This window comes from Paenibacillus sp. R-74696, from assembly GCF_055814915.1.
Map to the genome: position 1 here is coordinate 73,504 of NZ_JBPULM010000046.1, position 26,076 is coordinate 99,579.

At 51.1% G+C, this 26,076-nt stretch carries 22 protein-coding genes; 4 read left to right on the forward strand and 18 right to left on the reverse strand.

Going from position 1 to position 26,076, the window contains the following annotated elements; translation table 11 throughout:
- Positions 1–13 precede the first annotated feature (13 nt).
- The 11 genes from ACSR9A_RS24885 to ACSR9A_RS24935 all read right to left on the reverse strand — a co-directional run bounded on the left by ACSR9A_RS24885 (position 14) and on the right by ACSR9A_RS24935 (position 8,796).
- Positions 14–874, reverse strand: coding sequence for a 5'-3' exonuclease (locus ACSR9A_RS24885; protein ID WP_473760369.1), 861 nt, complete (start codon positions 872–874; stop codon positions 14–16).
- Between the two features lie 84 nt (positions 875–958).
- Positions 959–2,188, reverse strand: a complete 1,230-nt coding sequence (locus ACSR9A_RS24890) for an aminotransferase class I/II-fold pyridoxal phosphate-dependent enzyme (RefSeq protein WP_473761254.1) — start codon at positions 2,186–2,188, stop codon at positions 959–961.
- A gap of 13 nt (positions 2,189–2,201) precedes the next feature.
- Positions 2,202–2,585, reverse strand: coding sequence for an arsenate reductase family protein (locus ACSR9A_RS24895; protein ID WP_473760371.1), 384 nt, complete (start codon positions 2,583–2,585; stop codon positions 2,202–2,204).
- Entirely contained in the window at positions 2,582–3,565 is a 984-nt protein-coding gene (locus ACSR9A_RS24900) for an RluA family pseudouridine synthase (RefSeq protein WP_473760373.1), read from the reverse strand. Before ACSR9A_RS24900 ends, ACSR9A_RS24895 begins: the two co-directional genes overlap by 4 nt.
- Before the next feature lie 17 nt (positions 3,566–3,582).
- Positions 3,583–4,155: a cob(I)yrinic acid a,c-diamide adenosyltransferase gene (locus ACSR9A_RS24905; RefSeq protein WP_473760375.1), complete on the reverse strand. Its 573-nt coding sequence runs from the start codon at positions 4,153–4,155 to the stop codon at positions 3,583–3,585.
- Between the two features lie 213 nt (positions 4,156–4,368).
- Entirely contained in the window at positions 4,369–5,586 is a 1,218-nt protein-coding gene (locus ACSR9A_RS24910) for an aminotransferase class I/II-fold pyridoxal phosphate-dependent enzyme (RefSeq protein WP_473760377.1), read from the reverse strand.
- 12 nt (positions 5,587–5,598) lie between these two features.
- Complete coding sequence (locus tag ACSR9A_RS24915) at positions 5,599–6,090, reverse strand: Lrp/AsnC family transcriptional regulator (protein ID WP_046233088.1); 492 nt, start codon at positions 6,088–6,090, stop codon at positions 5,599–5,601.
- A 97-nt stretch (positions 6,091–6,187) separates the two neighbouring features.
- The gene (locus ACSR9A_RS24920) at positions 6,188–6,595 is read right to left on the reverse strand and encodes a spore coat protein (RefSeq protein ID WP_473760379.1); all 408 of its coding nucleotides are present in this window, start codon (positions 6,593–6,595) and stop codon (positions 6,188–6,190) included.
- A 36-nt stretch (positions 6,596–6,631) separates the two neighbouring features.
- Complete coding sequence (locus tag ACSR9A_RS24925) at positions 6,632–6,856, reverse strand: hypothetical protein (protein WP_473760382.1); 225 nt, start codon at positions 6,854–6,856, stop codon at positions 6,632–6,634.
- 281 nt (positions 6,857–7,137) lie between these two features.
- Entirely contained in the window at positions 7,138–7,803 is a 666-nt protein-coding gene (locus ACSR9A_RS24930) for a DUF2642 domain-containing protein (RefSeq protein WP_473760383.1), read from the reverse strand.
- Between the two features lie 111 nt (positions 7,804–7,914).
- Positions 7,915–8,796 (reverse strand): hypothetical protein, encoded by an 882-nt coding sequence (locus tag ACSR9A_RS24935; RefSeq protein ID WP_473760386.1) that lies wholly within the window; start codon positions 8,794–8,796, stop codon positions 7,915–7,917.
- Between the two features lie 354 nt (positions 8,797–9,150).
- On the opposite strand from ACSR9A_RS24935, the gene ACSR9A_RS24940 reads away from it, so the two are divergent.
- Complete coding sequence (locus tag ACSR9A_RS24940) at positions 9,151–10,275, forward strand: CotH kinase family protein (RefSeq protein WP_473760389.1); 1,125 nt, start codon at positions 9,151–9,153, stop codon at positions 10,273–10,275.
- Positions 10,276–10,284: 9 nt separating this feature from the next.
- Here ACSR9A_RS24940 and cysK read toward each other — a convergent pair whose 3' ends face one another.
- The 5 genes from cysK to ACSR9A_RS24965 form a co-directional block, all read right to left on the reverse strand.
- Positions 10,285–11,202: a cysteine synthase A gene (gene cysK, locus ACSR9A_RS24945; protein ID WP_473760392.1), complete on the reverse strand. Its 918-nt coding sequence runs from the start codon at positions 11,200–11,202 to the stop codon at positions 10,285–10,287.
- 53 nt (positions 11,203–11,255) lie between these two features.
- Positions 11,256–12,584 carry an MFS transporter gene (locus tag ACSR9A_RS24950; RefSeq protein ID WP_473760394.1) on the reverse strand — a complete coding sequence of 443 codons (1,329 nt, stop codon included), beginning with the start codon at positions 12,582–12,584 and terminating at the stop codon, positions 11,256–11,258.
- 223 nt (positions 12,585–12,807) lie between these two features.
- Positions 12,808–13,338, reverse strand: a complete 531-nt coding sequence (locus tag ACSR9A_RS24955) for a hypothetical protein (RefSeq protein ID WP_473760397.1) — start codon at positions 13,336–13,338, stop codon at positions 12,808–12,810.
- 115 nt (positions 13,339–13,453) lie between these two features.
- Positions 13,454–13,876 (reverse strand): DUF350 domain-containing protein, encoded by a 423-nt coding sequence (locus ACSR9A_RS24960; protein WP_473760399.1) that lies wholly within the window; start codon positions 13,874–13,876, stop codon positions 13,454–13,456.
- 71 nt (positions 13,877–13,947) lie between these two features.
- Positions 13,948–16,317 carry an endonuclease MutS2 gene (locus ACSR9A_RS24965; protein WP_473760401.1) on the reverse strand — a complete coding sequence of 790 codons (2,370 nt, stop codon included), beginning with the start codon at positions 16,315–16,317 and terminating at the stop codon, positions 13,948–13,950.
- Positions 16,318–16,517: 200 nt separating this feature from the next.
- Between ACSR9A_RS24965 and ACSR9A_RS24970 the strand changes: the two genes are divergently transcribed.
- From ACSR9A_RS24970 to ACSR9A_RS24980, 3 genes are all read left to right on the forward strand, one after another.
- The gene (locus ACSR9A_RS24970; protein WP_341278812.1) at positions 16,518–16,895 is read left to right on the forward strand and encodes a phage holin family protein; all 378 of its coding nucleotides are present in this window, start codon (positions 16,518–16,520) and stop codon (positions 16,893–16,895) included.
- Positions 16,896–17,109: 214 nt separating this feature from the next.
- Positions 17,110–17,481 carry a cupredoxin domain-containing protein gene (locus ACSR9A_RS24975; protein WP_341278813.1) on the forward strand — a complete coding sequence of 124 codons (372 nt, stop codon included), beginning with the start codon at positions 17,110–17,112 and terminating at the stop codon, positions 17,479–17,481.
- Between the two features lie 383 nt (positions 17,482–17,864).
- Positions 17,865–18,545, forward strand: coding sequence for an SDR family NAD(P)-dependent oxidoreductase (locus tag ACSR9A_RS24980; protein WP_473760403.1), 681 nt, complete (start codon positions 17,865–17,867; stop codon positions 18,543–18,545).
- 166 nt (positions 18,546–18,711) lie between these two features.
- On the opposite strand, the gene ACSR9A_RS24985 is transcribed toward ACSR9A_RS24980, so the two are convergent.
- Positions 18,712–22,851, reverse strand: coding sequence for a hypothetical protein (locus ACSR9A_RS24985; RefSeq protein WP_473760406.1), 4,140 nt, complete (start codon positions 22,849–22,851; stop codon positions 18,712–18,714).
- A 774-nt stretch (positions 22,852–23,625) separates the two neighbouring features.
- Positions 23,626–26,070 (reverse strand): phenylalanine--tRNA ligase subunit beta, encoded by a 2,445-nt coding sequence (gene pheT, locus ACSR9A_RS24990; RefSeq protein WP_473760407.1) that lies wholly within the window; start codon positions 26,068–26,070, stop codon positions 23,626–23,628.
- Between the last annotated feature and the right edge of the window lie 6 nt (positions 26,071–26,076).

The following is a 26,076-nucleotide window of genomic DNA, read 5'->3' on the forward strand; positions in this document are numbered from 1 at the left end:
GTCATCTCCTATTCTAACCAATCATCTTTAATAATGAAGTTAATCGATATTTGTCAAATACCAATGTTGCGGTTTCCAATTGAATATTTAATAGACATTCATCTAATACACAGTCAACGGGCACCTCAATATTTATTCGTGCAAGCGTTCTAGACAGATGAAGCATATCCAAATCCGACTCAATCTTAGCCTTTATTCCTGTTGGTACTTTGTCCAAATTGTTAAGAATACCATCAATAGATTCGTATTCAGCAAGCAACTTTAGAGCCGTTTTTTCTCCAATCCCTTTTACACCAGGATAATTGTCGCTTGTATCACCCGTTAGACCCTTCATTTCAACTACCTGAAATGGATGTATGCCTTTATCCATTTTCAAGAAGTCTAAGTCGTAGATGGCATAATTAGATCTGCCCTTCTTCATTATAACTACATGAATTCGATCAGATACTAGTTGAAGCATATCATGGTCCCCAGTCAAAATATACACCTGTCCAAGGGCACTAACTTTAGTTGAAATTGTACCAATGCAATCGTCCGCTTCATAGCCCTCTAACCCAATATTAGGAATATGAAGGGCAGCAACGATCTCTTTTACCAAGCTGAACTGTGGGATTAGATCCTCTGGAGCCTCAGGTCTGTTACCCTTATAATTTGGATAAAGGTCTGATCTAAAGGTTTTGCTCCCCATATCCCAGCAGCAAACGACATGAGTGGGCTCAAAGGTATTCACCGCATCAAAAAGATATTGAAAAAATCCATATATGGCGTTTGTCGGCGTTCCGTCATCGAGTCGTCTTGCGCTGTAGGATTGGGCGAAAAATGCCCGGAACAGCAGCGCCATTCCATCAACAATCAAAATTTTATTTTCATTCATAAATGTAATCTTCTCCATTTGTAAAATTCATGCTTTAATATCGGGATTAATGGCGAAGCGCCGCACCGCCCTGCCCCCATCACTCTAAGTTGCAGAACGCTGCTGTACGCGCGCTTCGCCGCGAATAAAACGGCCAATCCGCTCCGCTGCCTCAAGCAGCCGCTCCTCCTCCATCACAAGCGCAAGGCGCACATAACCCTCTCCTTCGCTGCCGAAGGCTTCGCCCGGAATAATTGCTACTCCCGTCTGCTCCAGCAGCTCGCGTGCTACGAGCCGCGATGTCCATGGGCCGTCAGGATGCGCCCAAGCCATGTCTGGCAGCGCCGCCCAAAGAAACATCGTCGCCTTCGGCTTCTCCACCTGCCACCCGTTTGCTCGCAGTGCCTGAACAAATACGTCGCGACGCTGCTCGTACAGTCTGCCTGCCTTAGAAGGTGCACTTGGCGACATCGCCTCCTTCAAGGCAGCGACACCAGCCTCTTGAACGACGGAAAAGATGCCGTAATCGATATTGTCCTTCAGCTCGCGCAGCGCGCCAACCGCTTCCCGGTTGCCCGTTACAAAACCGATGCGGCAGCCCGCCATATTAAAGCTTTTGGATAAGGAGTGAATTTCGATTGCGCGCTCCATTGCCCCGTCAGCAGCAAGAATGCTAGGCGGCTCAAAGCCGTCAAACGCCATTTCAGAATAAGCAGCATCGTTGATGACAAGCACGTCATACTTGCGCGCTTTTTCCAGCACCTGATCAAACAACGCCATGTCCGCAATCGCCGAAACCGGATTGCCCGGATAGTTCAGCAAAATAAACGCTGCACGGTGCCACTGCTCCTCACTAATCGCCTCTACATCTGGCAGAAAGCCGTTTGCTGCCGTCAGCGGATAAAAAATCGGCTTTACTCCAGCGATTGCAAGCGACCCTGCATATATCGGATACCCCGGGTTCGGCAGCAGCACCTCGTCGCCGGGATTGCAAATAGCCATAGCCAAATGCGCTAGACCGTCCTGCGAGCCCATTAGCGAAAGCAGCTCCGCCTCCGGATCTACCTGCACCCCGAAGCGAAATGCCATCCACTCCGCCGCCGTTTGGCGAAAGGCATCGCTCCCCCGGGTCCCCATATAGCCATACTGCCTCGGGTTCAGCGCCGCCGTGCTGATCGTCTCCATAACTGCAGCGGTAGGCGGCTTGTCCGGACTGCCAATATCCAAGTCGATTACGTCCTTGCCGGAAGCCCGCGCTTCCTTCTTCCACTGAATCACCTCGGCAAAAATGGAGGAGCCCAGCTCATCCAGTCGATTGGATCGCCACTTTCCCATCGTCATGCCGCGCTCACCCATTCCATTCCTGTGCGTAATGTTCTTCTTTAAAGCCAACCGTCGCCTTCGTGCCATCTGTAGCAATTGGGCGCTTGATCAGCATGCCGCTCGAAGCGAGCAGCGCCAGCTGCTCCTCTTCGCTCATCGAGGCAAGCTTGTCCTTCAGCCCAAGCTCGCGATACACGTCTCCAGAGGTATTAAAAAACTTTTTCAATTCAAGTCCGCTAAGCTTAACCAGCTCCCTCAGCTGCTCAGCTGTCGGCGTCTCTTCGACAATGTGCTTAAGCTCCAGCGTATGACCCTTAGCCTGCAGCGATTTTACCGCGTTTCGGCATGTGCCGCATTTCGGATATTGAAAGACGGTAATCTTTCCCGTCTGCCAAGTGTTTGCACTCATTGCTTGTTCTCCTCCATATTTAACATTTGCTCCAGCAGCTTGAGCTGCTCTGGCAGCTCGGCGCGCCACTCCATCCATTGCCCCGTCATTGGGTGGGTCAGGCCTAGCATCTCCGCATGCAGAGCCTGCCTGCCAGCTGCTTCCTCCCACGCTGCGCAGATTTCCTCTGCTTCTGGCGACAGTCCGTACATGGCATCGCCTATCAACGGGCAGCCGATATATTTCATATGCACGCGAATTTGGTGCGTGCGTCCTGTTTCCAGCCGCAGACGAACAAGGGATGCAGCGCCATCTCCATACTCCGCCGCAACCTCATAATGCGTGACCGAGGGATAGCCCGCCGGCGTCACAATCCGGACATGCGGCGAATCCGGATCACGGTCAATCGGCTCATTAATCGTACCTGCCTGCTCGGGAGGAACACCATATACGAAAGCCGCATAACGCTTCGTAATGGCATCTGCCTGGAGCTGGTCGGATAATTGCTGGTGAATATACGGGCTCTTCGCAACGACAACAAGCCCCGAGGTATCCTCATCCAAGCGATTTACCGGGCGGAAGCGCACCCTCTCGCCACGTTCCCGCCAATGATGCACAACGCCATTTGCCAGCGTCCCCGTGTAATGCCCATGCGTTGGATGCACGACAATGCCGGGCGGCTTATTGAGAATGAGCAAATGCTCATCCTCAAACACAATTTGGAGCGGGATTGGCTCCGGCAAAATATCTTCCGATATCTCTTTCTCCATCCGAATGCGAATAATATCCCCTTCCGCAACAGTCGCGGTCGTATAGACACGCTGTTCATTGACCGTAATGCCATGTTCCGTCAGCTTGACTCGCGACAGCAGGCTGCGCGATACGCCAAGCCTTCGCTCCACTATGGCGCGTACGGACTTCCCCGCATCCTCCGCCCCCACGACGACAATCAGAGGCTTATAATAATTAGCATCCATATCCATTATTCCATCGGTATTCATCAAATCGCCCGCATCCATTATTTTTTCCGTTTCCGGAACACTTCCTTGCTTCTAACATATTCGGTATCCGGAACGCCGAGCTTGGCGTTCGCTACACGTGCAGCTGCAAAAAAGAAATCCGAAAGGCGATTCAAATATTTTGTCACCTCTGGGTTAGCTGGATGATCCGCAGCCAGCGTCACGACACGGCGCTCTGCCCGGCGACAAACGGTGCGACAAACATGCAGCAGTGACGACAGCGGACTTCCCCCAGGCAAAATAAACCGAGTAATTTCCGGCGCCTCCGTAATATATACGTCAATAACCTGCTCCAGCCGCTCTGCCGGTTCCGGCGTCACTTTAAGCGGTGCTCCCGGCCTCGCATAAGCAAGGTCTGATCCGCAATCGAACAGCTCCTGCTGAATATCGACCAGCAGTGCTGCCATCTCTGCGAGCTGCTCATGCTGTGCAGCTTCTGCAGCCGCCTGCCCAACGAAGCAGTTCAGCTCATCAATCGTGCCATAGGCTTCTACCCGAATATCATCCTTGCGGACACGCCCGCCAATTAAAGCCGTTTCTCCACTATCTCCCGTACGCGTATATAATCTCATGGCTCAACCTTGCCCCTCTCATTACACTGCCGTCTGTTTTTAAAAAGCTACTATACACTATACCATAAACGGCCACTCCTGCCGAAGCATTCCCGGAGAAATCTGCCCGTGTGCGGCACAAAAAAGCGGCATTCCAGCTCGAACTGGAACACCGCCTATCGTTCAAAAATTTCCATAAAAAAGCTTCAGAACGCTGCTCTTCGGATTTCCCGTTTATTCCTGCCTCAGCTTATGGACAAAGCCGCCAATGCGATCGAGCGCTTCAGCCAAGTTCGAAACAGAGGTTGCATAGGAACAGCGCAAATGCCCTTCGCCGCCAAGGCCAAACACATCGCCCGGAACAGCTGCTACGCCGCCTTCCTCAAGCAGGCGTTCGGCAAATTTTTCGGATGTAAGCCCCGTCGCCTTAACCGAAGGAAATGCATAAAACGCCCCCTCCGGCTCATGGCATTCCAGCCCGATATCGCGGAAGCCCTTCACAACAAGGCGGCGACGCTGATTGTAAGCATCAACCATCCGGTCTTTCTCTTCCAAGCCTCTGGTCAACGCTTCTACACCAGCATATTGTGCCATTGCCGGAGCACACATGACCGTATATTGGTGAATTTTAAGCATTGCGGCAATGAGATCAGGATGTCCGCAAGCATAGCCAAGCCGCCAGCCCGTCATCGCAAATGCCTTCGAGAAGCCGCTGACGAGTATAGTACGATCCCGCATGCCCGGCATCGCCGAGAAGCTGCAATGCTTTGTTCCATAAGTAAGCTCGGCATAAATTTCATCTGAAATGACAATCAGATCATTATCCTCGACCACCTTGGCAATCGGGAGCCAATCCTCATAAGTCATAATGCCGCCAGTCGGATTGCTCGGATAACATAAAATCAGCACCTTGGAGCGCGGCGTAATAACCGCTTCCAGCGACTCAGCCGTAAGCTTGAATTTGTCTTTGGCGAACGTCTCAATGCCAACAGGAACACCGCCGCCCAGCGCAGTTATAGGAGAATAGGAAATATAGCAAGGTTCAGGAATTAAAATTTCATCACCTGGCACAATGAGTGCCCGCAGCGCCAAGTCAATGGCTTCACTGCCGCCAACAGTAACGAGAATTTCATTTGCCGGATCATACGGCGTCTGGAATTGGTCATTTAAATATTGGCCGATCGCTTCGCGCAGGGCAGGCAGGCCCGCATTGGACGTATACTGCGTCTTGCCTCTTTCCAGCGAATAAACTGCCGCTTCACGAACATGCCATGGCGTAATAAAATCCGGCTCGCCAACGCCAAGAGTAATAACATCTTTACGTGTATTAACCAAATCAAAAAAACGGCGAATACCCGATGGTTTAATATTTTGGACAGAAGGGGTCAAATAGTCGGTCATCGCTTGACGCTTCACCTTCGTCCGTACCAGCTCTTCCTCTTCTTTAATCATCACATTCACCTCTTACGGCGAAATCATCAAACGATCGTCACCCTCATGCTCCTCGAAGATAATTCCATCCTGTTTATATTTTTTCAAAATAAAGTTTGTCTTTGTCGATAATACAGCATCGATTGGGGACAGCTTATTCGATACGAAGGAGGCAACCTCCTTCAAGTTTTTACCTTCAATCTCGACAAGCAGATCATAGGCCCCGGACATCAAATAAACGGATTTCACTTCCGGATATAAGTAAATGCGCTCGGCAATGCCTTCGAAGCCTCGTCCGCGCTCAGGTGTAATTTGCACCTCAATCAGCGCCGTTACCTTCTCGTCATCCACCTTGCTCCAGTTCACGATAGTCGCGTATTTGACAATAATATGATTATGTTCAAGCTCGGCTATTGCCTGCTTTACTTCCTCAGCGGGAGCACCTAGCAAAGTGGCGATTAAATCGGCATCACGTCTGGCGTCTTCCTTGAGCAGCTCCAATACTTTGAGTTGCAATTCGTTCATCATATACTCCTTCCAGCAAACCTGAAGTTATTAACCTTCATATTACAACGAATCCGGGCTTCCTGCAAAGAAAAAAACAAAAGACCCCGAAGGGTCTTTACATGTAGTAGGGCTGATGGGAATTTTGCTGGTTGTGCTGTTGCTGCTGCTGTGCCATATGGCCGTATCCAGCATGCATCGCCTGCGACTGGCTGCCCATACGCTGCTGCAAAAATTGCGATGTTTTTTGCTGGGTTTGCTGATACTCCTTTATCTGCTTGTCGATCTCCTGTCTAAGAACAGGCGATGCTGTGCTGTACATGTTGTTCGACTGCATCACTTGATACAGTTCACCCTGCATTTTCAGCGTGCTGTTCAGCAGGTTCGTAAACATTTGCCTTATAGACGGACAGGAAGCCTCTGTGGCCCCCGTCGCATATTCACGGGTTACGCGTTTCAAGTCACTAAGTACGGTGTAGGCCAGATCCTCTTCTGGCAAAAACGATTGCGCGTATTGCTGTTGCATCTCTTTTTCCTCCTTATGTCTAGTTGCCGAATGTGCTTACTGCTGGGGCTGGGTTGGCGCCATGCTTTGATGCTGCTGAAGCGTATGCATCAACGTCTGGTAATGCTGTTGATGGGTATTCAGCATTTGGGAGCACACTTGGCGAAGCTGCTCGTTGCTTGCCCCGATAGAAACGGCTGTGCATTGCTTGATCAGCAAATCCTCGTTGGACATCGAATCGACTATATACTCGAGTTCTTTCGCCGTCATTGGCTGTAACATCGAATTTCCTCCTTCTGAACTATCGTTTGATTGGATACATGCTCGCAAGCGAATCTCATAGCTCCGCTCGGCTGACAGGATGTCAGCCCTTACGTATTATGGATCAGTCTCCTACTAATTATGTACGGGTGTATCCCCTATTTTTACAAGGCCGTCCACTAGGCTTATCTGCGTGCTTGTCCACAACGGCGTTAATCATGCAAAAGTGCCTATCCCCTCTTCGCAAGGTCAATAGGCACTTTCACCTTCAACATACAGCTTACGGAAGACTGAACGAACCTTTAGGGCAAATGAACGGTTTTCACATGGTCAAAATGTAAAAATACCGAAGCCCCGCTCGCAGTAGACAGCTCAAGCATGCTTTGATCAATCGCTTTAAGGACGCCCGTTTTATTTGAATTTTCGCCTAAATCGAGTACGACAAATTCGCCCATGAGCTTGCGCAGCTGCTGATCGAACGTTCGCGACAAAGTGACCGGAGATGGCCTTAATGGAAACTGCTCAGGAGTCAGCCTGTATGGCGTGACATCGGGGTTGTAGGGAATTAAATATTTCAGATGGTGCAAAGACACCATAACCGTGTGGTAAATCGGGGAATAAAACACGAAATAATCATTCATAACTGTCGTAACGTAGCCATGGATCGATTGATTCCCGGTAATGTACAGCTCGGAAAACATCCCTTTGGCATTCATTAAAATTTTGCGGTAAGAGACCGTTTCATTGTAGGCTTCAAAGGGCAGCTCCGGCACCTCGAATGGGTCATACTTGTGATTGGACAGACGAAGCTGCTGCAAATGAATGAGCGGGACATAAATAAATTGCAAACCCGTATGCAGCACTAAAATATCCTGCCCGAATTCAATCAGCTTGCCACGAATGGAAGCAACCTTTCCCGATATGTCCAGCTCTACTTGCTGGTCAAGCAGCGGATGGCGATTTTTCACAGTATCTCTCTCCTTTCTGCCGACTTTTTTAAAGGAATACCGGGCTTTGGCATTAAGTGCCTGGCCCGGTATTTCACTAGCGTTTACTGCATGGCGCAGTTCTCACAAACGCTAATATCTTTTGTCAGAACGGTTTCCGTTTTTGTTTCCGCTTTTATTTTTGTTTTTGTTTTTGTTTTTGCCGGTGTTGGATCCACCTGTGCGATTTTTATCTCCTCCCTTGTTCGCTCCATCTGTGCAGTTTTTATTTCTTTCGTTGTTCGATCCACCCGTACGGTTTTTGTTTCCTCCGGTATTCGATCCACCTGTACGATTTTTATCTCCTCCGGTGTTCGATCCACCTGTGCGATTTTTATCTCCTCCGTTGTTCGAGCCACCTGTACGGTTATTATTTCCTCCGTTGTTCGAGCCACCTGTACGGTTATTATTTCCTCCGGAACGGTCACCACGGGAAGTGTTTTGTCCGAGCTGCTTAATTGTTTTAATGTGGAACAATTGAATTTGAACGACTTCACGGTTTACGACCAACAATAAGGATGTGCTGCCAACTTCAGCGATAAAGCCTTCGATTTTCTCCGGGCCGCCCCAGTTGATTTGCACAAATTTTTGGTTGAGTGCACGGATAACGCCGATGAAGCTGGAAGCCTGAATATATTGGGGAGTGTGGCCTTTGCTTTTGTCGCTAGGGAAATCCGTAATGCTCTTCACATGGCTCGAGCTCACATAAACAATGCCTTCCTTTGTCCAAAGCACTAGATAGTCATTTTTCACGGCAACTAGCGTACCTTGGAGGGATTCTGGACCACCACGATTGATTTTCACATATTGTCCAACAAGGCCCTCGAGAAATGTTTTAGTTCCATTGCCTTTCGAGCTTTTGTGTTGGCTGCTTTTGTGTTGGTTACTTTTGTGTTGGTTGCTTTTATGGTGGTGGTTCATATTGCCCGAGTTTCTATCCTGTTCTCCACTTACATAGTTGCAGCAATAATTCATAATAAAATCCCTCCAAATGTTTAATGTGCCATGCTAGATTTACATGCAATCTTAAACGCTATTCATTCTGTTCCTGCTTGCTCTTATCACCTTGGCCTGAGTAGCGAGCATCCCTCCAGTGCTTGATGCCGTTCATCTGTCATGGGAGACGATTTATAATACATTTATATGTATCCCTCATATAAGAGGTACTAGATTAATAACTATTTATTAAAGGTATAAGCATATAACTAGAAAAGATTCATAGAGTCGCTGCTCCGACAGTAGCAAAATACCCTGCGGCAGAATAAGGTAAATCAGCAAAAGCCTATCTGAGGACGATAGGCGGATCTGCCCGCAGGAGGTGGAAGCCCCATGTCAACCCAAACGCTGCCGATTCGTGAAATTACGATTGAACCTGATCATTTGCAGGAGCTGCAGGAGGATTCCTGGAGCCATAGGTTCCAGCCAGTTCAGCTGGATATGAATGGACAATCGAGAGAAGCCACTTTCGGCTTTCGCGGCGGCCATACGAGGAACTATTTTAAAAAATCCTATGAAGTCAGAACGAAAGCTGGCTTGACGCTGCATTGGAACGCCGAATTTGATGATCCTTCGATGATTCGCAATGCGCTGTCCTTCCAGTTTTTTAATCAGATTGGCGTGCCATCACCGCGTACCCGGCATATTTGGCTCGTCATTAATGGCGCCCCTCAAGGCGTCTATTTAGAGATAGAATCCGTCGATCCCAGATTTTTTCGCAAAAGAGGCATTGGCTGCCGCTCCATTATTTATGCGGTCAACGACAGCGCAAACTTCAGCCTTATTGATCCCATTACGGAGCGAAGGAAGGAATCCCTCTTTGACGGCTATGAGCTTGTATCGGGACTCGCCACCTCCGAGCTGCGGTTAATCCGCTTCGTCAGAGGCATTAACAGCAAGCGCAAAACCCGGCTGCAATGGAGCTCTTGGGCGGAAAAGCATCTTGATGTCGATCAATATTTGCTCTGGCTCGCTGGAGCCGTGCTTACGGGAAACTATGATGGCTTCGATCAAAACTATGCGCTTTATGTGCATGCGAAAACGGGAAAATACCGGATGATGCCTTGGGATTATGAGGGAACATGGGGAAGAAATTGCTACGGCAAGCCGTGTGGAAGTGATCTGGTGCGGATTGAAGGCTACAATACGTTGACGGACAAACTGCTGGCCATTCCGGCCTATAAACGCAAATACCGCTCCATCCTGCTCCGGCTGCTGCAAACAGCATTTACGGAGGAACAGGTGGAGCGGACAGTGAGCGCGATGTACAGCAAGCTGACGCCAGCCATTCAAGAGGATTACACGAGAAAAAGCAGCTTTAATACGTATTTGAGCGAGCCAGACTTCATATTGAATTATGTGAAGGAAAGGCGCGCTATTATTAGAAAGGCTTTAAAAAGCTGGAAGCTCACGCAGAACACAGCAGATGTAGCCGCCCTTAAAGTTAAAATTCATTAAGGCTTCTTTTTAAAATAACTCCATGCTGAGGTATCGCTCGCCTGTATCAGGCGCGATGCAGAGCACCCTGCTGCCGGCTCCAAGCCGGCGAGCCACCTGAAAAGCCGCCCAAACGGCAGCTCCTGAAGAAGGTCCGAGCAGCAAGCCTTCCTGACGGGCAAGCGCCTTCATCATAGAGATTGCATCGTCATCAGCCGCCTGAATGATTTCATCATAGACGGAAACATTCAGTATAGCGGGCACGAAGCCGGGGCTTGTGCCCACCAGCTTATGCGGCCCAGGCACACCGCCAGACAAAACGGGTGATCCCATAGGCTCCACAACCGCAATATGTAAATTCGGAAGTGCGGCTTTCAGCGTCTCACCCGTTCCAGTGATGGTGCCGCCCGTTCCTGAGCAGGCGACAAAAGCATCAAGTCGTCCTTCCATCTGCTGCAAAATCTCCGTTGCTGTCGTACCGCGATGGGCATCGGGGTTTGCTTTATTTTCAAACTGATTCGGAATAAAGCTGCCTGGAATGTGCTGAGCCAGCTCCTGCGCCTTGGCAATCGCACCAGGCATCCGCTCGGCCGCGGGCGTCAATACCACTTCCGCGCCATAGGCACGAAGCAGCTTAATGCGCTCCTGGGACATATTGTCCGGCATGATTAAAATGAGCTTGTAGCCTTTAGCCGCCGCCCCCATGGCCAGTCCAATGCCCGTGTTGCCGCTGGTTGGTTCTATAATCGTGGAGCCCGGCTTAATTTGGCCGCTAAGCTCTCCAGCTTGAATGAGGGAGGCTGCCGCCCGATCCTTAACGCTGCCGCTTGGATTAAAATATTCCAGCTTCACGAAGACATCTCCGCAGCCTTCCTCCGCCAGACGGTTCAGCTTCACAACCGGCGTCTCGCCCACTAAATCAATAATGCTTGATACGATTTTTGGCATAATTGTTAATCCTCCTGCTTCCATGAATCATCATGTCTATTGCTAGTCACTTGCTATGTCTCTTGTTCCAATAATGGACGCATCATCCACCAGCCAATAATAGGCACCGAGCCGACTACGAACAGCAGCCAGACGACCGCAAGCGGAGAATGATTTTGCGTCAGCACGATCAAATACCCGCTTAATCCGAGCACCCGTCCAAACGTCAATCCCGCTTCCCGCAAAACGATAAATTCTTCGCGTTCCCCACCGCTGGATTGCGATTCCCCAATTAAATCAAACACCCTTGAAGTCATCGGTATAATGTAGAGCGGCATAAAAATCGACGTCCCAATACCGAATAACAATAAATTCGTAAAATTCACCTCGTAAAATAAAGGCAATATGACCAGTCCATTCATGACCGTCCCGACTAGCATAGCCCGTTTGCGATTGCGTGGGGACAGACGCTTGCCGACCAACCAAAAGCTGAGTAGCGCAACGAAAGACGTAATAAGCGTAAAACTGCCCAGCTTGGCCTCATTTTGGGTGGCGATATAGACGGTCAAGCCGACTAAAAAAAGAAATACACCTTCCCGTACGCCTTGAGCTACGACAGCTGGCAGCATTCTGCGCCACGGATTGCCGGGAATGGCAAGCTGCTGAAAGCCATGCGTCCAGCTGTATCGCCTGCCGTCCTGCTTACGTTTCTTCAACCAGAAGCTCAGCACAACCGAAATGGCCAGTATGACGAGCGATGCCGTAAATATAATCTGATAGCCGCGCTCACCGCTCATTGAGGTAATAAGCAAGCCCGATACCCAAGGCGCCAAAATCCCGGCACCTGACCCAAGCAAGCCTGACCAGCCATTAAAGCGGTCGCGATTGTCCGGCTCGGTAATTTCAAAATAAATGACATCAAATGCGACCCAAAACAAGCCCAGCGCTACGCCATTCAATAGACCGAGCGGAATAATATAGCTCGTCGCCAGCTTGCCGAGCATGAGCACTGTGAAATAAAAAGCCCCCGACAGCACGATGCCTGTGCGGAGACTGTTCATTTTATTATATTCTTTAACCCATTTTCCCGCCAGCCAAAAGGTAATGCCGCACGTTACATACTGGCACATCGTAAACCAGCCGACCAGCATATAGGAGGAACTGGCTTTCCATAAGTAGATGGGCACGAACGTTCCTGAGAGCGCAAGCGCAATGCCGAATAGCGCTTGCACAGCCAGAAGCAATATCGCCTGACGATCCAATACACCGCCCGTTGGCGCTCTTCCCAGCATGGCTGGGCGGCTAAATGGCCCGAGTGGCATCGACGTTTTCATCCGTGTTTTTTCCCCAGTGCCATTACTAGCTCCAGCACCAGTTCCGAATTCACCTTTGTTCTGTTTCATTTTCGTACCCCTTCCCCGGCAGCCGGCTGCATAGGCTAGCTTGCTGTCCCGCCCGGCATGCTGCCCTGCATTTGTATAGGTGCTATATAAGCTTCCCTACTTGCGTCAGGCACATGCCGCTAATGCTGCTGGCATTTATAGGCTGGAGGAAGAAAAAAAAACCGGAGCAAGCGCAGTGACCTCGGCAAATCAGGTCAAAACCGCGTTGTCCGGCTGTTTGAGTTTACTCTTCAGAAGCGAGTGCCTTCAGCATTCCTTCTCGGTCATTGCCGCTTAGCTGAGTAGCTGTATGGAAGCATGATGGGCACACATATAGCTTGAGTTCAAATGGTGGCTGAAGCAAGGGCTGTCCCAATGCAGGATGCAGCGTTGGCTGGAAAGAGCCTGCTGCTATTGCCATCTTGCCTGCTTCCAGCATATACTCCCGGCAGGAAGGACATTCCGGTGCCTCCTCCTGCTCATTGATGATTTGCTGCACTTTTCCTTGCGCTCCAATCCAGTCGCGGTGCGTTCTGCGGAAGCCGTCATCTGCCTCATCCCAGCCACCGCCCGCTTCCTGACCGCTGCCGTCTTCTTGCTCCCACTCCGGCTCTTCTTCCTCATCATCCTTATCACGGTCATTATCGACGCCAAATTGCAGCGTGCGGTAGCCAGCCAACTCATTTTCACAATGTGGACAATGCTTCTCGGGACCAATTTCTTCATCCCATACGATTTCCGTCAAACACCACGGACATACAACTTGCTCTTCCATCCTTGATTGCCCCCCATTTAATTGTTGATTACGTAATAAACCCCTATGCTAAAAAAAACAATGGCTAATGCTAGCAATGTTCCCCATAAATATTTCATGTCGCTCCTCCTGCATTCTAGCTCACGATGGCACCGCCAATGACATACGAAAGTGAAACGGAAATAATCATAGCAATCAAGCCAACAGCCCGGTTGTCGCGGGCGATTTCATCATCGATGCGAAATACCGGCGTTAAAAACTCAAATAAGAAATAAGCGCCCAGCAAAATAAGGAAACCAAATGCGCCCCAAATCATACTTTGGTAAATGGAATCATTCGCTTCAATCGAAAATCTAAAAATATTGCATATGCCGAAAATTTTCCCGCCCGTCGCCATCGCTACAGCAACGTTGCCGTTTTTAATTTCTTTCCAGCAGTTGTAACGGGTAACAATCTCGAACACCCATAAAAAAACGAGAAGCGAGAGAACCACAATGGATATATAAAGCAGCATTGCCAAATAGGAATTGCCAAGCAGCACATCGACCTCATTGCTCATGCGTTACCCTCCTTTAACTAAATCGAAAAAGTCTTTCGGCAGCTGCGGCATAGACGCCGCAGTGCGCCTAGTTAGTTAAGCTCAGCAACCGTAACACCGGCTCCGCCTTCGCCATAGTTGCCCAAACGGTATTTTTTCACATGGCTGTGCTTGCGCAAATATTGCTGTATGCCTGAACGCAGCACGCCCGTGCCATGCCCGTGAATAATATAAACCTGCCCGATACCCGAGAGGAAAGATTCATCGAGAAATTGATCAACCTCCATGAGTGCTTCCTCTAAATTCGAGCCTCTGAGGTCAAGCTCCATTTTCACATTTTCATCTCTGGAGCGTTTCACACTAGCTGCCTGCTTAGGCTGCTGCTTCAGCGGAGCAGCTGGCTTAATCAGCTCCATATCGGCAATGGCTACCTTCATCTTCATTATGCCCAGCTGAACGGTCGCATCCGCCCCATGCACCTCGATGATAAGCCCCTTCTGATTCAAGCTGTAGACCATAACCTCGTCACCGGCTTCGATTTTGCGAGCAGCCTTCTGTTGTCCCGCGTTAGAAGGTCGATTTTGCTTCTTGTGCAGCTCAGGCACCGCTTCATCCAGCTTGCGGCGAGCATCGATAAGCTTATGCTCCTTGACTGAAGCGCCTTCCTCCAATGCCAGCTTGCGCAGATCCGAAATAATCTTCTCGGCCTCCAGACGCGCTTTTGCAACTGCCTCGAGCGCCTGCTCCTGGGCCTTCTCGAGCATTTTGTCACGCTGTTCCTCAAACTTGCGCAGCTCCGCCTCATGACGTCCACGCTGCTTCTCCATATCCTGCCTCAAAGACTGCGCCGTCTGGCGTTCGCTTTCTGCATTCAAGCGGTCGGCTTCGAGCGATGCGATCATATTCTCAACTCGCTGATCCTCTTCGCTGACTTCGCCGCGCGCATGATCGATGATTGATTTGCTTAGGCCAAGCCGCTCTGCGATCGCAAATGCATTGCTTCGGCCTGGGACCCCTACAAGCAAGCGGTAGGTTGGGCTGAGTGTGGCAATATCAAATTCCATGCTGGCGTTAATGACCCCTTTGCGATTGTAAGCATACGCTTTAAGCTCGCTGTAGTGGGTCGTTGCAATAATGCGGCTGCCCAGGCTATGAATATGCTCCAGCAGCGCAATCGCCAGCGCCGAGCCTTCTGCTGGGTCGGTGCCCGCGCCAAGCTCATCAAGCAGGACAAGGCTTTTCGCCGTCATTGTTTTCAAAATACGAACAATATTAACCAGATGGCTGGAAAACGTACTCAGGCTCTGCTCAATGCTCTGCTCATCACCGATATCGGCATAAATGGCGTCAAACACACAAAGCTGGCTGCCGTCCTCTACCGGAACGAACAAACCGGACATGCTCATCAGGCTGAGCAAACCTACTGTTTTAAGGGAGACGGTTTTACCGCCTGTATTTGGTCCCGTTACGATAATGGCTGTATATGTATTGCCCAGCTCAACATCAATGGGAACGATTTTGTCCGCCGCAATGAGCGGGTGGCGTCCTCTTTTGATTTTCAGAAAGCCTCGATCATTCATTCGTGGCAGCGTAGCCTTCATCTCATGCCCAAGACGCGCCTTGGCAAAAGCAAAATCCAGCTTGCCGAGCAGCTCCTGATTATACAACAAATCCTCGACATGCTCAGCCGCTTTAGCGGTCAGCATTTGCAAAATCTTCTCGATTTCACGCAGCTCTGCCGCTCTCAGCTCACGCAGCTTATTGTTCATAACAACCGTTGCTTCCGGCTCTATAAATAGCGTAGCGCCTGAGCCGGACTGGTCATGCACGATGCCGCCAAAATGCGAGCGATATTCCTGCTTCACTGGAATGACATAACGGTCGCTGCGCAGCGTAATAATGGCGTCCTGGAGCATTTTCTGCACGGAGGAAGAACGAATCATTTGCTCCAGCTTCTCGCGGATGCGCGATTCTCCTCCACGAAGCTCCTTGCGAATCGAAGCGAGCTGGACGCTAGCGCTATCCATAACCTCACCCTGATCGTCAATGCAGTCAAAAATCGCGTCCTCGAGCTCCTTGTGCTCGCTGAGCTGGTCAGACGTTTCATGCAGCAAAGGAATCGGATCATCATCATGCAGATTTTCCAGATGCCGCTTTACCCGCCTAGCCCCTCTCGACGTCGAGGCAATTTCCATCAACTCCATCGGATTCAATGTTCCACCGATACGCGATCTGTGAAGTGAGCTACTGATGTTGGTAATACCGCCAAATGGCGGATTGCCCTTGAGACGGTCTGCCTTATAAGCCTCGTCTGTCGCCTGCAGCATCAGCTTAACCATCTCCAATTCAGAGCTTGGAGCAAGCTTCTCCGCTTCCTCTTTACCCAGCGATGTTGCTGCATGCTGTGTCAATTTATGTATAATTTTGTGAAATTCAAGTGTTGTTAATATTTTACTATCCAAGCGTAACACTCCTCTCGCCCTTATATTATAGCCGAATCAGCGCTTTGATGCACGACATGACGTTACCTTCCATACATGTTCCGGCGAAAACTGGCTACAATACGAAGGAATCAGAATATCCTGCCTGGTTGACGATCAAAATCAGTTGACTATCACAGGCCGTACTGAAGGGTTTTAAATCATCTAAGGAGGTTGTGTACATGAGCTTTCTAGGGCATGTCGTTCGGTTCATCGTAGCAGCTCTTGTGTTAATGCTTGTGGGCTTGCTTGTGCCACAGTTCAGCGTAGGCGGTTTTTGGAGCGCTTTAATGCTGGCTATCGTCATTGCCGTGCTGGGCTGGATTATCGAAGCGATTTTTGGCAAAAAGGTTACACCGTTTGGACGGGGCATCGTCGGCTTCATCGCCAGCGTCGTCGTCATCTGGATCGCCCAATTCATTGTCAGCGGCGTTTCGGTCACTTGGCTCGGTGCCATTCTGGCTGCGCTCGTTATCGGGATTATCGATTTGTTCATTCCCGTCAGCACGCCATATGAAGCCGGACGCTCCGATCACGACCGCCGCAGCAGCGACCATTAATGAATTAATCGCTTTGCGTCATTAGCGGAAGCCACCTGCTTGTCAGCCCTTTCCTGTCGCTCCTTGAGTGATGGGCAAGGGCTTTTTCATCAAGCCATTCAACAATTTGTCACCTTCTGATGCTGTCAGTTTGGGAAAATTGGGTTACAATAAGAACGATGCGAAAAAAAATTCCGAATCATAAAGCGTGTAAGCAGAAAGGGAGCCGAACAAGATGAAAAAGTGGATTTTTCTTGCTGCCGTGATGTGCCTTGTTGCAATCATTGCCGCATGCGGGACAAGCGGGGGAGCAAGCGAAGCGGGCGGCGTTATAGATACAGATGCCAGTGCAGCCGAAGTCATTGTCAAAGCAAAGAGCTGGGAATTTGAGCAAACCGAATATAAGATCAAGCAGGGCGAGGCCGTTAACCTTAAGCTTGAATCAACGGATGGCGTCCATGGCATCCAAGTTACCAAAACCGATATTACGATTCCAAACAATAAATCCAAAACCATTTCGCTAAAAGCTGGCGAATACACAATCGTATGCAACGTGCCGTGTGGTACAGGCCATACTAAAATGCAAGCGAAGCTTATTGTTGAATAAATGGTTGAATAAATGGATTTGAATTGGGGCTCTTTGAATCCCGCAACCAACCGCCAGTGCTCACCTTTGTGTGAACTCTGGCGGTTTTTGTTGTTTTTGCATGAAAAAATAGTAATCATACATGTGCAAAAGAACAAGCCACAGCCATGGATGAATTGATAAAGTCTTGGGCTGGCGCCGGATTTGATGCACTCATAAATCATAGCGATGTGTTTATGAGTTTTCCGATAATGGACTGAAATATCATTTTTCTTTTACTACCCTTTAAGAAAAATTGATAACTGCCGCACTTTCGCTTCCTGCTTCCCTTTGATAAGATGATCATGATAGCTAAAAGTTAGCGCTTACGATTTTTTCTTGCAAAAGCCGAAGGGAGAGATACGATGAGCCTTTTAAATGGGCGTGTGGCAATGGTAAGCGGCGCAGGCAGCGGGCTCGGAAGAGCCGCTTCTCTATCGTTCGCAAAAGAAGGCGCAGAGGTCGTACTGCTTGGCCGTCGATTGAACAAGCTCGAAGAAACCTTTGAGGCGATAAAGGAAGCTACCGGACGGGAAGCGCTTGTTATACCTACGGATATCACCGACGAACAGCAAATAAAGCAAGCGGTTACTCTAGCTGTCGACAAATGGGGTAAAATTGACATTTTGCTCAATAATGCCGCTGTGCTGGAGTCTGGCCATGTCATTGAGCTGACTTCAGAAAACTGGCATACGCAGGTCGCTACCAATTTGACAGGACCCTTTTATTTATCAAGAGCTGTCATTCCCTTTATGCGCAAAGAACGCTATGGACGCATTATTAATATTACGTCGGGCCTTTCCTGGAACGGTGCCGGAGGATATGGCGCCTACAGCGCAGCGAAAGCTGGCCTTGAGTCGCTAACCCGGACACTAGCTGATGAAGAACATGAATATGGCATTCTCATTAATTTATACAACCCTGGCACGCTTCGCACCGAAATGCATGCCACGGGCAAGGACCCCGCAGTTGTCACACCCGATTTGCTGCGGCTCGCAAGCCTGCCTCGCGGCGGGCCAACAGGCAGTACGGTCAGCTATGGATAATTAGGTGAGACGCTATTAATAAAAAACCCTTGAAAGAAGCACGGGCAATGGCTCGCTGCTTCTTTCAAGGGTTTTTTTGCACCTACGCAGCGCGATATGCAAAAAAATCCGTTTATCTTAGCTTTTCCGGCACACCGGGCTAGATAAACGGATCATTTGTCATAGGCTAGCTTTGCTCGATTAGCTCAATCCATTCATTGTATTCGTTTTGCAGCAAGGAGTACTCATGTGCCAGCTTGCCGTGCTCGATAGAAAGCTTCTCATGCTCTGCTCTGAGCTGCTCCGTTGATTGAACGGCCTCAGACCATTCCAGTTCTAGCTGCTGCCTGCGTTGATCAACTTGCTCGCTCTGCTGGGCTGCCGCAGCGGCTTGCGCCAAAGCTGCCTCCAGCTGCTCCTTCAAATGCCCCTCGCCAGCTTGCCGCTCGGACTCCGCCGCAACCATACGGTTAATTTCATCTGTCAAATGCTCGGAGTGCTTGCGCTCTTGCTCCATTTGCTCATCCAGTTCCTGCTGTTTATGAAGTAAAACCTCGAGCTGCTGAGCTGCAATTCGCTCTCGTGCCGCAATCAATTCAAGCTGCTCTGTAAGCTCCTGCTCATGCCTTGCCAGCTGTCCCAGCCTTTCGTCCATCTCCAGCTCATGGAATTCTGCCTGTTCTACTTTCGCCTGAAGCTCCTCCAGCTTGCTTTGCCAAGCAGCCTGTTCATCCTTGTGGTGCTGCTGCGCTCTCAGCTCCTGTTCACGGTAAAGCTCGTCGAACTGCTGCTTCTGCTGCTCTATTAGACTAGCATATTCAGCTTGCTTCTCGTGAAGCTGCTTCCTTAACTCCGAGCAATCACGTTCCAGCTGCTCTGACTGCTCCAGTTGTTCAAGCTTCAACAACTCCATCTGATCGGCAAAATCCTGCTTGAGCTGGCTCGCAACCTCATCGCGCTGCTGTTCCAGCATAGCAAGCTGCCGCTGATGCTCCTGTGCAAGCTCTGCTTGAACAGCTTCGCTTTCCCGCTGCTTGGCTTCGAGCGCTTGTTCCTGCTCACGAAGCTTGAGCGTAAGCTCTGCCTGAGCAGCATCGCCCTCACGCTTCCTTGCCTCCAGTGCTTGCTGCTGCTCACGAAGCTGCAGCTCAAGCGCTTCACGCTCTTCTTCATACTGGATTTCGAACTCCAGCTGTTTTTCTTCCGCATTGTTTTTCCATTCTTCATGAAGCCGCGTTTGGGCCTCAAGCTGCTGTTCAAATGCCGCAAGCCGCTCCCGATACTGCTGCTCCTGCTCGCTTCTAGCCTGCTCATAGTGAGCTTGACGATCTTGCTGCAGCTGCTGAAGCTTGCCGAGCTCTTCCTCCAGCTCCATAACACGCAATTCAGCCTCATCCGCTTTAGCCGCTTCATTCGCCAAATATTTAGCCTGCTCAGCGATTTGCGCTTCTGCTTCCTTCAATCGATTGCCTAGCTGCGCACGCGTCTCGACATGCTGCTCATTTATGACATGCAGCTCGTCCAGCTGCTGGCGAATTTCGCCAAGCTCTGCGTCACGCTCCTGGCGCTCTTGCTCTAGAACTGCAAGGGAGGAGCGCAATGCTTCTTCCTGTTCCATAGCCTGCAACAAGTGGTCATCTGCCACGGTAATACGCTGTTCAAGCGCAGCTTTTTCCTTGGCAGCTTTCTCTTGAAGCTCGGCAACAGCTGCTTGCAGCTTAGCCCGTTCTTCTTCCCAATTTTTATATCGCAGAGCGAGGTCAGCCTTCAAGGCTTGCTCCTGCTCCGTTAACTCTTTCATATGTGTGGAAACCAGCTTTTCGACATTAGCCGATGCTTCCGCAAGCAGACGCTGCTCATGCTCGTCAAGCTGCTGCTGCTGCTGTTCAGCCGCACTAGACAGCTCCAGCTTCCATTCCTCTTCACGCTGCTCATGCTTCGCCTGCCAGCTCTGCTCCAGCTGTATGACACGCTCAGCTAGCTGATGTGCAGCAAGCTCTAGCGCTTGGGCTTTAGCTGCACGCTCAGCAGACAACACCGCTTCCGCTTCTTCAAGCAGCTCTGCCGCCGTTGCCTGCTCGCGTTGCAATTCTGCTTGAGCTGAAGCTTCCAGCTCCGCTAGCTTCGCAGCCGCTTCGGCACGTTCAAGTTCGACGCGAGCTCGCGCTGCTGCTTCGGCTTCTGCCACCTTCGCTGCTGCTTCCGCTTGCTCGCGTGCAAGCCTCTCGTCTGCGGCACTCTTCTCCTCCGCAAGCTTCAATGCTGCATCAGCCTGCTCATGCTCCAGTTGCTTCTGCAAAGCTTTCTCGACCTCAGCAAGCCTAGCCACTGCTTGGGAACGTTCGCGCTCCAGTTGCGCTTGTGCAGACGCTTCCGCCTCTGTCAAAAGCTCCGTAGCTGCCGCATTTTCTTGCTCCAGCGCCTCTTCCGCTGCCGCTTTTGCTTCCAGCAGCTTCGCTTCAGCTACTGCCCGTTCACGCTCCAGTTGCTCCTCGGCAGCTTGCACTGCCGCTTCTGCTGCTGCAAGCTTGGCCGCCGCTTCCTCACGCTCGCGCTTCAGCAGCTCTTCCGCGACGTTCTGCGCTTCTGCGAGTTGCGCAGCAGCAGCTTCGCGCTCCCGCGCAACCTCTCTTGCCGCGATGCTTCTTGCTTCGCTGGCTTTGGCTTCGGCTTCCGCCAGTTTAGCAGCTGCTTCGGCACGTTCGCGCTCCAACTGCTCCTGAGCAGACGCTTCCGCCTCCGTCAACAGCTCCGTCGCTGCCGCGCGTTCCTGCTCGAGCTCCGCTTTTGCTTCCAGCAGCTTGGCTTCCGCCTCTGCCTGCTCGCGTTCCTGCCTCGCCTTCGCACCCGCTTCGGCTGCCGCCAAGCTTGCAGCCGCTTCAGCGCGCGCCTCCGCAAGCGCTGCTTCCGCTCCACTCCGCACTTCCGCCAGCCCCGCGGCGGCTACCTCGCGCTCCCGCGCAAGCATCGCTTCTGCCCCACTCTGCGCTTCCGCAAGCTTCGCTCCCGCTGCTTCACGCTCCCTCGCAAGCTGCTCCTGCGCAGAGACTTCGGCTTCGTTCAGCTTTTCAACCACTTCCGCGAGCCGCTCTGCCGCTTCGGCGCGCTCGCGCTCCAGCTGCTCCTCAGCGATGATTTCCGCCTCGATCAGCTTTTCAGCTGCTTCCACTCGCTCCCGCTCAAGCTCCTCTGACGCCGCGCTCTTCGCTTCCGCAAGCTTCGCTTCTGCTTCCGCACGCTCCCGCTCTAGCTCTTCTGACGCTGCGCTCTTCGCTTCCGCAAGCTTCGCTTCTGCTTCCACTCGCTCCCGCTCAAGCTCCTCTGACGCTGCGCTCTTCGCTTCCGCAAGCTTCGCTTCTGATTCCGCTCGCTCCCGCTCAAGCTCCTCTGAAGCTGCGCTCTTCGCTTCCGCAAGCTTCGCTTCTGCTTCCGCACGCTCCCGCTCTAGCTCCTCTGACGCTGCGCTCTTTGCTTCTGCAAGCTTCGCTTCTGCTTCCAATCGCTCCCACTCTAGCGCCTCATCTGCCGCACTCTTCGCCTCAGCGAGCTTCGCTTCTAGTACACCAAGCTTTGCTTCCGCTTCCACCCGCTCTCGTTCCAAAAGCTCTTCCGCGACGATTTCCGCTTCAATCAGCTTTTCCGCTGCTTCCGCCAGCTTCGCAGCCGCCTCAACACGCTCGCGCGCCACCTGCTCCTCGGCAGCAGCCTCAGCTTCCGCAAGCTTTTCCGCCGCACTAGCCTGCTCCCGCGCAAGCGCGCCTTCAAGCGTCAGCTTCTGGGCAGCAAGCGTCTCCGACGCTTCCTCGCGCTGGCGCGCAAGCGCTTCCGATGCTTCCTGCTGCTGTGCTGCCAGCCGCTCGTCCGCTTCCGCCAGCATATCCTTCAGCTGATTTTCCGCTTGTGCGAGCGCATGAATCAGTTCCTCTGCGGCCTTCTTTTTCGCCTGCTCCAGCTCTGATTCAAAAACCTCCTGCAGCTCCTGCAGATCGATTTCCGCCTTTACCTGCAAAGCCTGGTACTCCTCGCGCAAGCTTGTCATCATCCCTTGGAGCTCTCCAAGCTGCTCAGCAAGCACTAGCCGCTTCGCCTCAGCATCATGCAGCGACTCATTGTCGCGTCGCAGGCGAAACACTTCCTCGGTCATCTGCACAGCTGCAAGCACTGCGATTTTTGGCAGATCCAGCTGTGGATAACCTTTGGCAATTTTATTCATGCTATCATCTATCATTCCGGCAATACGCCGCATATATTCTGAGTTGGAATGGCCCTTCAAACGATATTGATGCCCATATATATCAACGGTTACTACAGTTTGCTCAGTATCCATAAAGCATTATCCTCCTATAGGTGTTTCTCGCTCCCTTATCAATCAGCAGGATGGTTTCCCCAATCCTTATATAGAAGAACATATCACATAGAGTCTTATATTATAGTTGTATTATAGCAAGGTGAAACGGCTGTCGCCATGCTTTGACGGCGCGGCGCGTTTCAGTCCGAGAAATATAGAGAAGGGATAGAAACATCATATCCTTTCCTATATTTCAAGGTGAAACGGCTGTCGCCATCCTTTGACGGCGCGGCGCGTTTCAGTCCGAGAAATATAGAGAAGGGATAGAAACATCATATCCTTTCCTATATTTCAAGGTGAAACGGCTGTCGCCATCCTTTGGCGGCGCGGCGCGTTTCAGTCCGAGAAATATAGAGAAGGGATAAAAACATCGTATCCTTTCCTATATTTCAAGGTGAAACGACTGTCGCCATCCTTTGGCAGCACAGCGCGTTTCATTTCGGGAAATATAAAGAAGGGATAGCTTTAAGATATACCTTCCTATATTTCAAATATAAGTGTAACCGACTGCTTCTGTCTCAGACATGAAGCTTTTCTCATCTTTATATTTCAACCCTAAATCCAACACAGACTCGCAAGCAACTATCTATCCATGTTTCAACTAACAAAAAGAACAAGTTTTGATGACAAAACGACACGGGCATCTGCCCTGGAAAAACCGTCCAAAGGCCTGCTCCTGCTCAAAAATAAAGCAAAAAGCCGTATCGATAGTCCACAAGGAACTATTTCGATACGGCGTGGAAGGTTTCCTGCCTATTTTCTTAATTCTGCTGCAAAAGATTGTTCTAATCCAGCGACGACCTTGGCATGCAGCTCAGTCACTTCTTCATCGGTCAATGTGCGTTCTGCATGACGGTATACGAGCGAAAGCGCTACGCTCTTTTTGCCTGCTCCCAGCTTCTCGCCCGTAAAGACGTCGAACACGCGTACAGACTCCAGCAGCTCGCCAGCCGTTTGCCATGCAAGGGCAGTCAGCTCGCCTGCAGGCACACTCATATCCAGCACAACAGCAATGTCACGCTGCATAGCCGGATAACGTGGAAGCGCCTTGTAGACGATTTCGCCTCCTGCCAGCTGATAAAGCGGCGCAAGCTCGATTTCCAGCACATACGTATCCGCCAGATCGCTTTCCAGCTGCAGCGTTGGGTGAAGCTGACCAACATAGCCGATGACTTCTGTTCCATGCTCGGTTTCCAGCTGAACAGCCGCCGTTCTTCCCGGGTGAAAATGCTCCGGCTGCGCCGCGGCATAGCTTACCTTTTCAGTAATGCCAAGTACGGCAAACACCGTTTCCAGAACGCCCTTGGCATCATAAAAATCAACAGCAGCCGCCTTGCGGTTCCACTGCGGCTCTACACGGTTTCCTGTCAGCAATGCCGCGAAGCGATGCTTCTCCTGAGGAAGACGCGTCAGCTTCTCTTCTTCTGTATGGAACACGCTGCCGATTTCAAAAATGACAGCCGACTCGTTTTTGCGATTGCGGTTATAAGCTGCTGTCTCCAGCAGCTGCGCAATCAGCGTCGTCCGCAGCACGCTGCGCTCCTCGCTCATCGGCATCGACAGCTTCACAGCCTTCGTCGATTCACCCGACAAAGCAGGGAACAGCTGTGTCCGCTCAGGACCTGTGAACGAATAGCTGATGACTTCGTGCAGGCCAGCATCCGACAGACGCTTGCGCAGCTCGCGGCGAATCGCTTGCGGCTTCGTCAGCGCACCTGGCGTTACATCGCCGAAAATCGGTGTAGTCGGAATGTTGTCATAGCCATATAGGCGGGCAACCTCCTCAATTAAATCCACATCATACGAAATGTCGCCGCGGCGCGACGGCACTTCCACTTGGAATACATCATCTTCACTAACGCTATAGCCGAAGCTTAGACGATTCAGAATCGTTTGCACTTCAAGGCTGGACAGTTCCGTGCCGAGGTAGCGGTTGATTTTAGCCAAGGCTACTTCAACGATTTGCTGCTTAGCCGGAGCTGTCGTCACTTCCACGATGCCCTCCGTAGTGAGTCCGCCTGCAAGCTCGGTGATCAAGGCTGCTGCACGGTTTAACGCCGGAATAACGCGGCCCGGGTCCACTTCCTTCTCGAAGCGAATGCTGGATTCTGAGCGAAGGCCAAATTGGCGCGATGTTTTGCGAACCGTGCCACCATCAAATCTGGCCGATTCCAGCAAAATATTAACCGTATCACCCATTACCTCAGAACTCGCTCCACCCATCACTCCTGCAAGCGCGATTGGCTTCTCCCCGTCTGTAATGACGAGCATTTGCGGCTCAAGGCGGCGCTCTTGGTCATCTAGCGTAAGCATCGTTTCGCCTTCATGTGCCAAACGCACATCGATCCGTCCACTTTTCACCTGATCTGCATCAAAGGCGTGAAGCGGCTGGCCATATTCCAGCAGAACAAAGTTCGTTACGTCAACGACGTTGTTAATCGGGCGAATGCCTGCGGCAATAAGACGGTTTTGCAGCCATAGCGGCGACTCGCCAATTTTCACGCCTTTAATGTAACGCGCACTATAGTGGAAGCACTGCTCAGGCGCGCTGATCGTAACTTGAACATGACTATCTGTGCGCTCGGAAGCGTGAGCAATAACCGGCTCAGGAATACGCACCTCACGGCCGGTCAATGCGCCGATTTCATACGCTGTGCCGATTACGCTGAGGCAATCCGAACGGTTCGGCGTCAAGTCGAGCTCCAGCACCTCATCGTTCAGCCCAAGCACATCAGCGATCGGCGTTCCGATTACCGTATGCGGCGGCAATACGAGAATGCCTTCCTGCTGCTCCTTCGGCAGCAGCTTGTCATTAATACCAAGCTCTTTTGCCGAGCAGATCATGCCCTGCGATTCTACGCCGCGCAGCTTTGCGCGCTTTATATTCAAATCGCCAGGCAGCTTTGCTCCAACGGTAGCGACTGGAACGAGCTGTCCCGCTTCGACATTTTTGGCTCCGCAGACGATTTGCAGCTCTTCGCCTGTGCCTACATCTACTTTGCACACGTTCAGCTTATCCGCATCCGGATGCTTCTCGCGCGATTTGACATAGCCGACAACGACGCCTGTCACTCCCTTATTGCGGGATTCCACCTCGTCGATCTCAATGCCTCCGCGCGTCATTTTTTCGGCAAGCTCTGCGCCCGTAAAGCCAGATAAATCAACATATTCATTCAACCATTGATATGAAATTTTCATCGCTTT

Coding starts and splice junctions, on each gene's coding strand:
- cysK (WP_473760392.1), bottom strand. CDS start 11,202: ATGCCAAAAATCGTATCAAGCATTATTGATTTAGTGGGCGAGACGCCG.
- ACSR9A_RS24925 (WP_473760382.1), bottom strand. CDS start 6,856: ATGTTACAGCCAATGACGGCGAAAGAACTCGAGTATATAGTCGATTCG.
- ACSR9A_RS24885 (WP_473760369.1), bottom strand. CDS start 874: ATGAATGAAAATAAAATTTTGATTGTTGATGGAATGGCGCTGCTGTTC.
- ACSR9A_RS24910 (WP_473760377.1), bottom strand. CDS start 5,586: ATGATTAAAGAAGAGGAAGAGCTGGTACGGACGAAGGTGAAGCGTCAA.
- ACSR9A_RS24980 (WP_473760403.1), top strand. CDS start 17,865: ATGAGCCTTTTAAATGGGCGTGTGGCAATGGTAAGCGGCGCAGGCAGC.
- ACSR9A_RS24960 (WP_473760399.1), bottom strand. CDS start 13,876: ATGAGCAATGAGGTCGATGTGCTGCTTGGCAATTCCTATTTGGCAATG.
- ACSR9A_RS24890 (WP_473761254.1), bottom strand. CDS start 2,188: ATGGGAAAGTGGCGATCCAATCGACTGGATGAGCTGGGCTCCTCCATT.
- ACSR9A_RS24935 (WP_473760386.1), bottom strand. CDS start 8,796: ATGAATTATTGCTGCAACTATGTAAGTGGAGAACAGGATAGAAACTCG.
- ACSR9A_RS24915 (WP_046233088.1), bottom strand. CDS start 6,090: ATGAACGAATTGCAACTCAAAGTATTGGAGCTGCTCAAGGAAGACGCC.
- ACSR9A_RS24955 (WP_473760397.1), bottom strand. CDS start 13,338: ATGGAAGAGCAAGTTGTATGTCCGTGGTGTTTGACGGAAATCGTATGG.
- ACSR9A_RS24940 (WP_473760389.1), top strand. CDS start 9,151: ATGTCAACCCAAACGCTGCCGATTCGTGAAATTACGATTGAACCTGAT.
- ACSR9A_RS24895 (WP_473760371.1), bottom strand. CDS start 2,585: ATGAGTGCAAACACTTGGCAGACGGGAAAGATTACCGTCTTTCAATAT.
- ACSR9A_RS24950 (WP_473760394.1), bottom strand. CDS start 12,584: ATGAAACAGAACAAAGGTGAATTCGGAACTGGTGCTGGAGCTAGTAAT.
- pheT (WP_473760407.1), bottom strand. CDS start 26,070: ATGAAAATTTCATATCAATGGTTGAATGAATATGTTGATTTATCTGGC.
- ACSR9A_RS24900 (WP_473760373.1), bottom strand. CDS start 3,565: ATGAATACCGATGGAATAATGGATATGGATGCTAATTATTATAAGCCT.
- ACSR9A_RS24975 (WP_341278813.1), top strand. CDS start 17,110: ATGAAAAAGTGGATTTTTCTTGCTGCCGTGATGTGCCTTGTTGCAATC.
- ACSR9A_RS24970 (WP_341278812.1), top strand. CDS start 16,518: ATGAGCTTTCTAGGGCATGTCGTTCGGTTCATCGTAGCAGCTCTTGTG.
- ACSR9A_RS24985 (WP_473760406.1), bottom strand. CDS start 22,851: ATGGATACTGAGCAAACTGTAGTAACCGTTGATATATATGGGCATCAA.
- ACSR9A_RS24905 (WP_473760375.1), bottom strand. CDS start 4,155: ATGAGATTATATACGCGTACGGGAGATAGTGGAGAAACGGCTTTAATT.
- ACSR9A_RS24920 (WP_473760379.1), bottom strand. CDS start 6,595: ATGCAACAGCAATACGCGCAATCGTTTTTGCCAGAAGAGGATCTGGCC.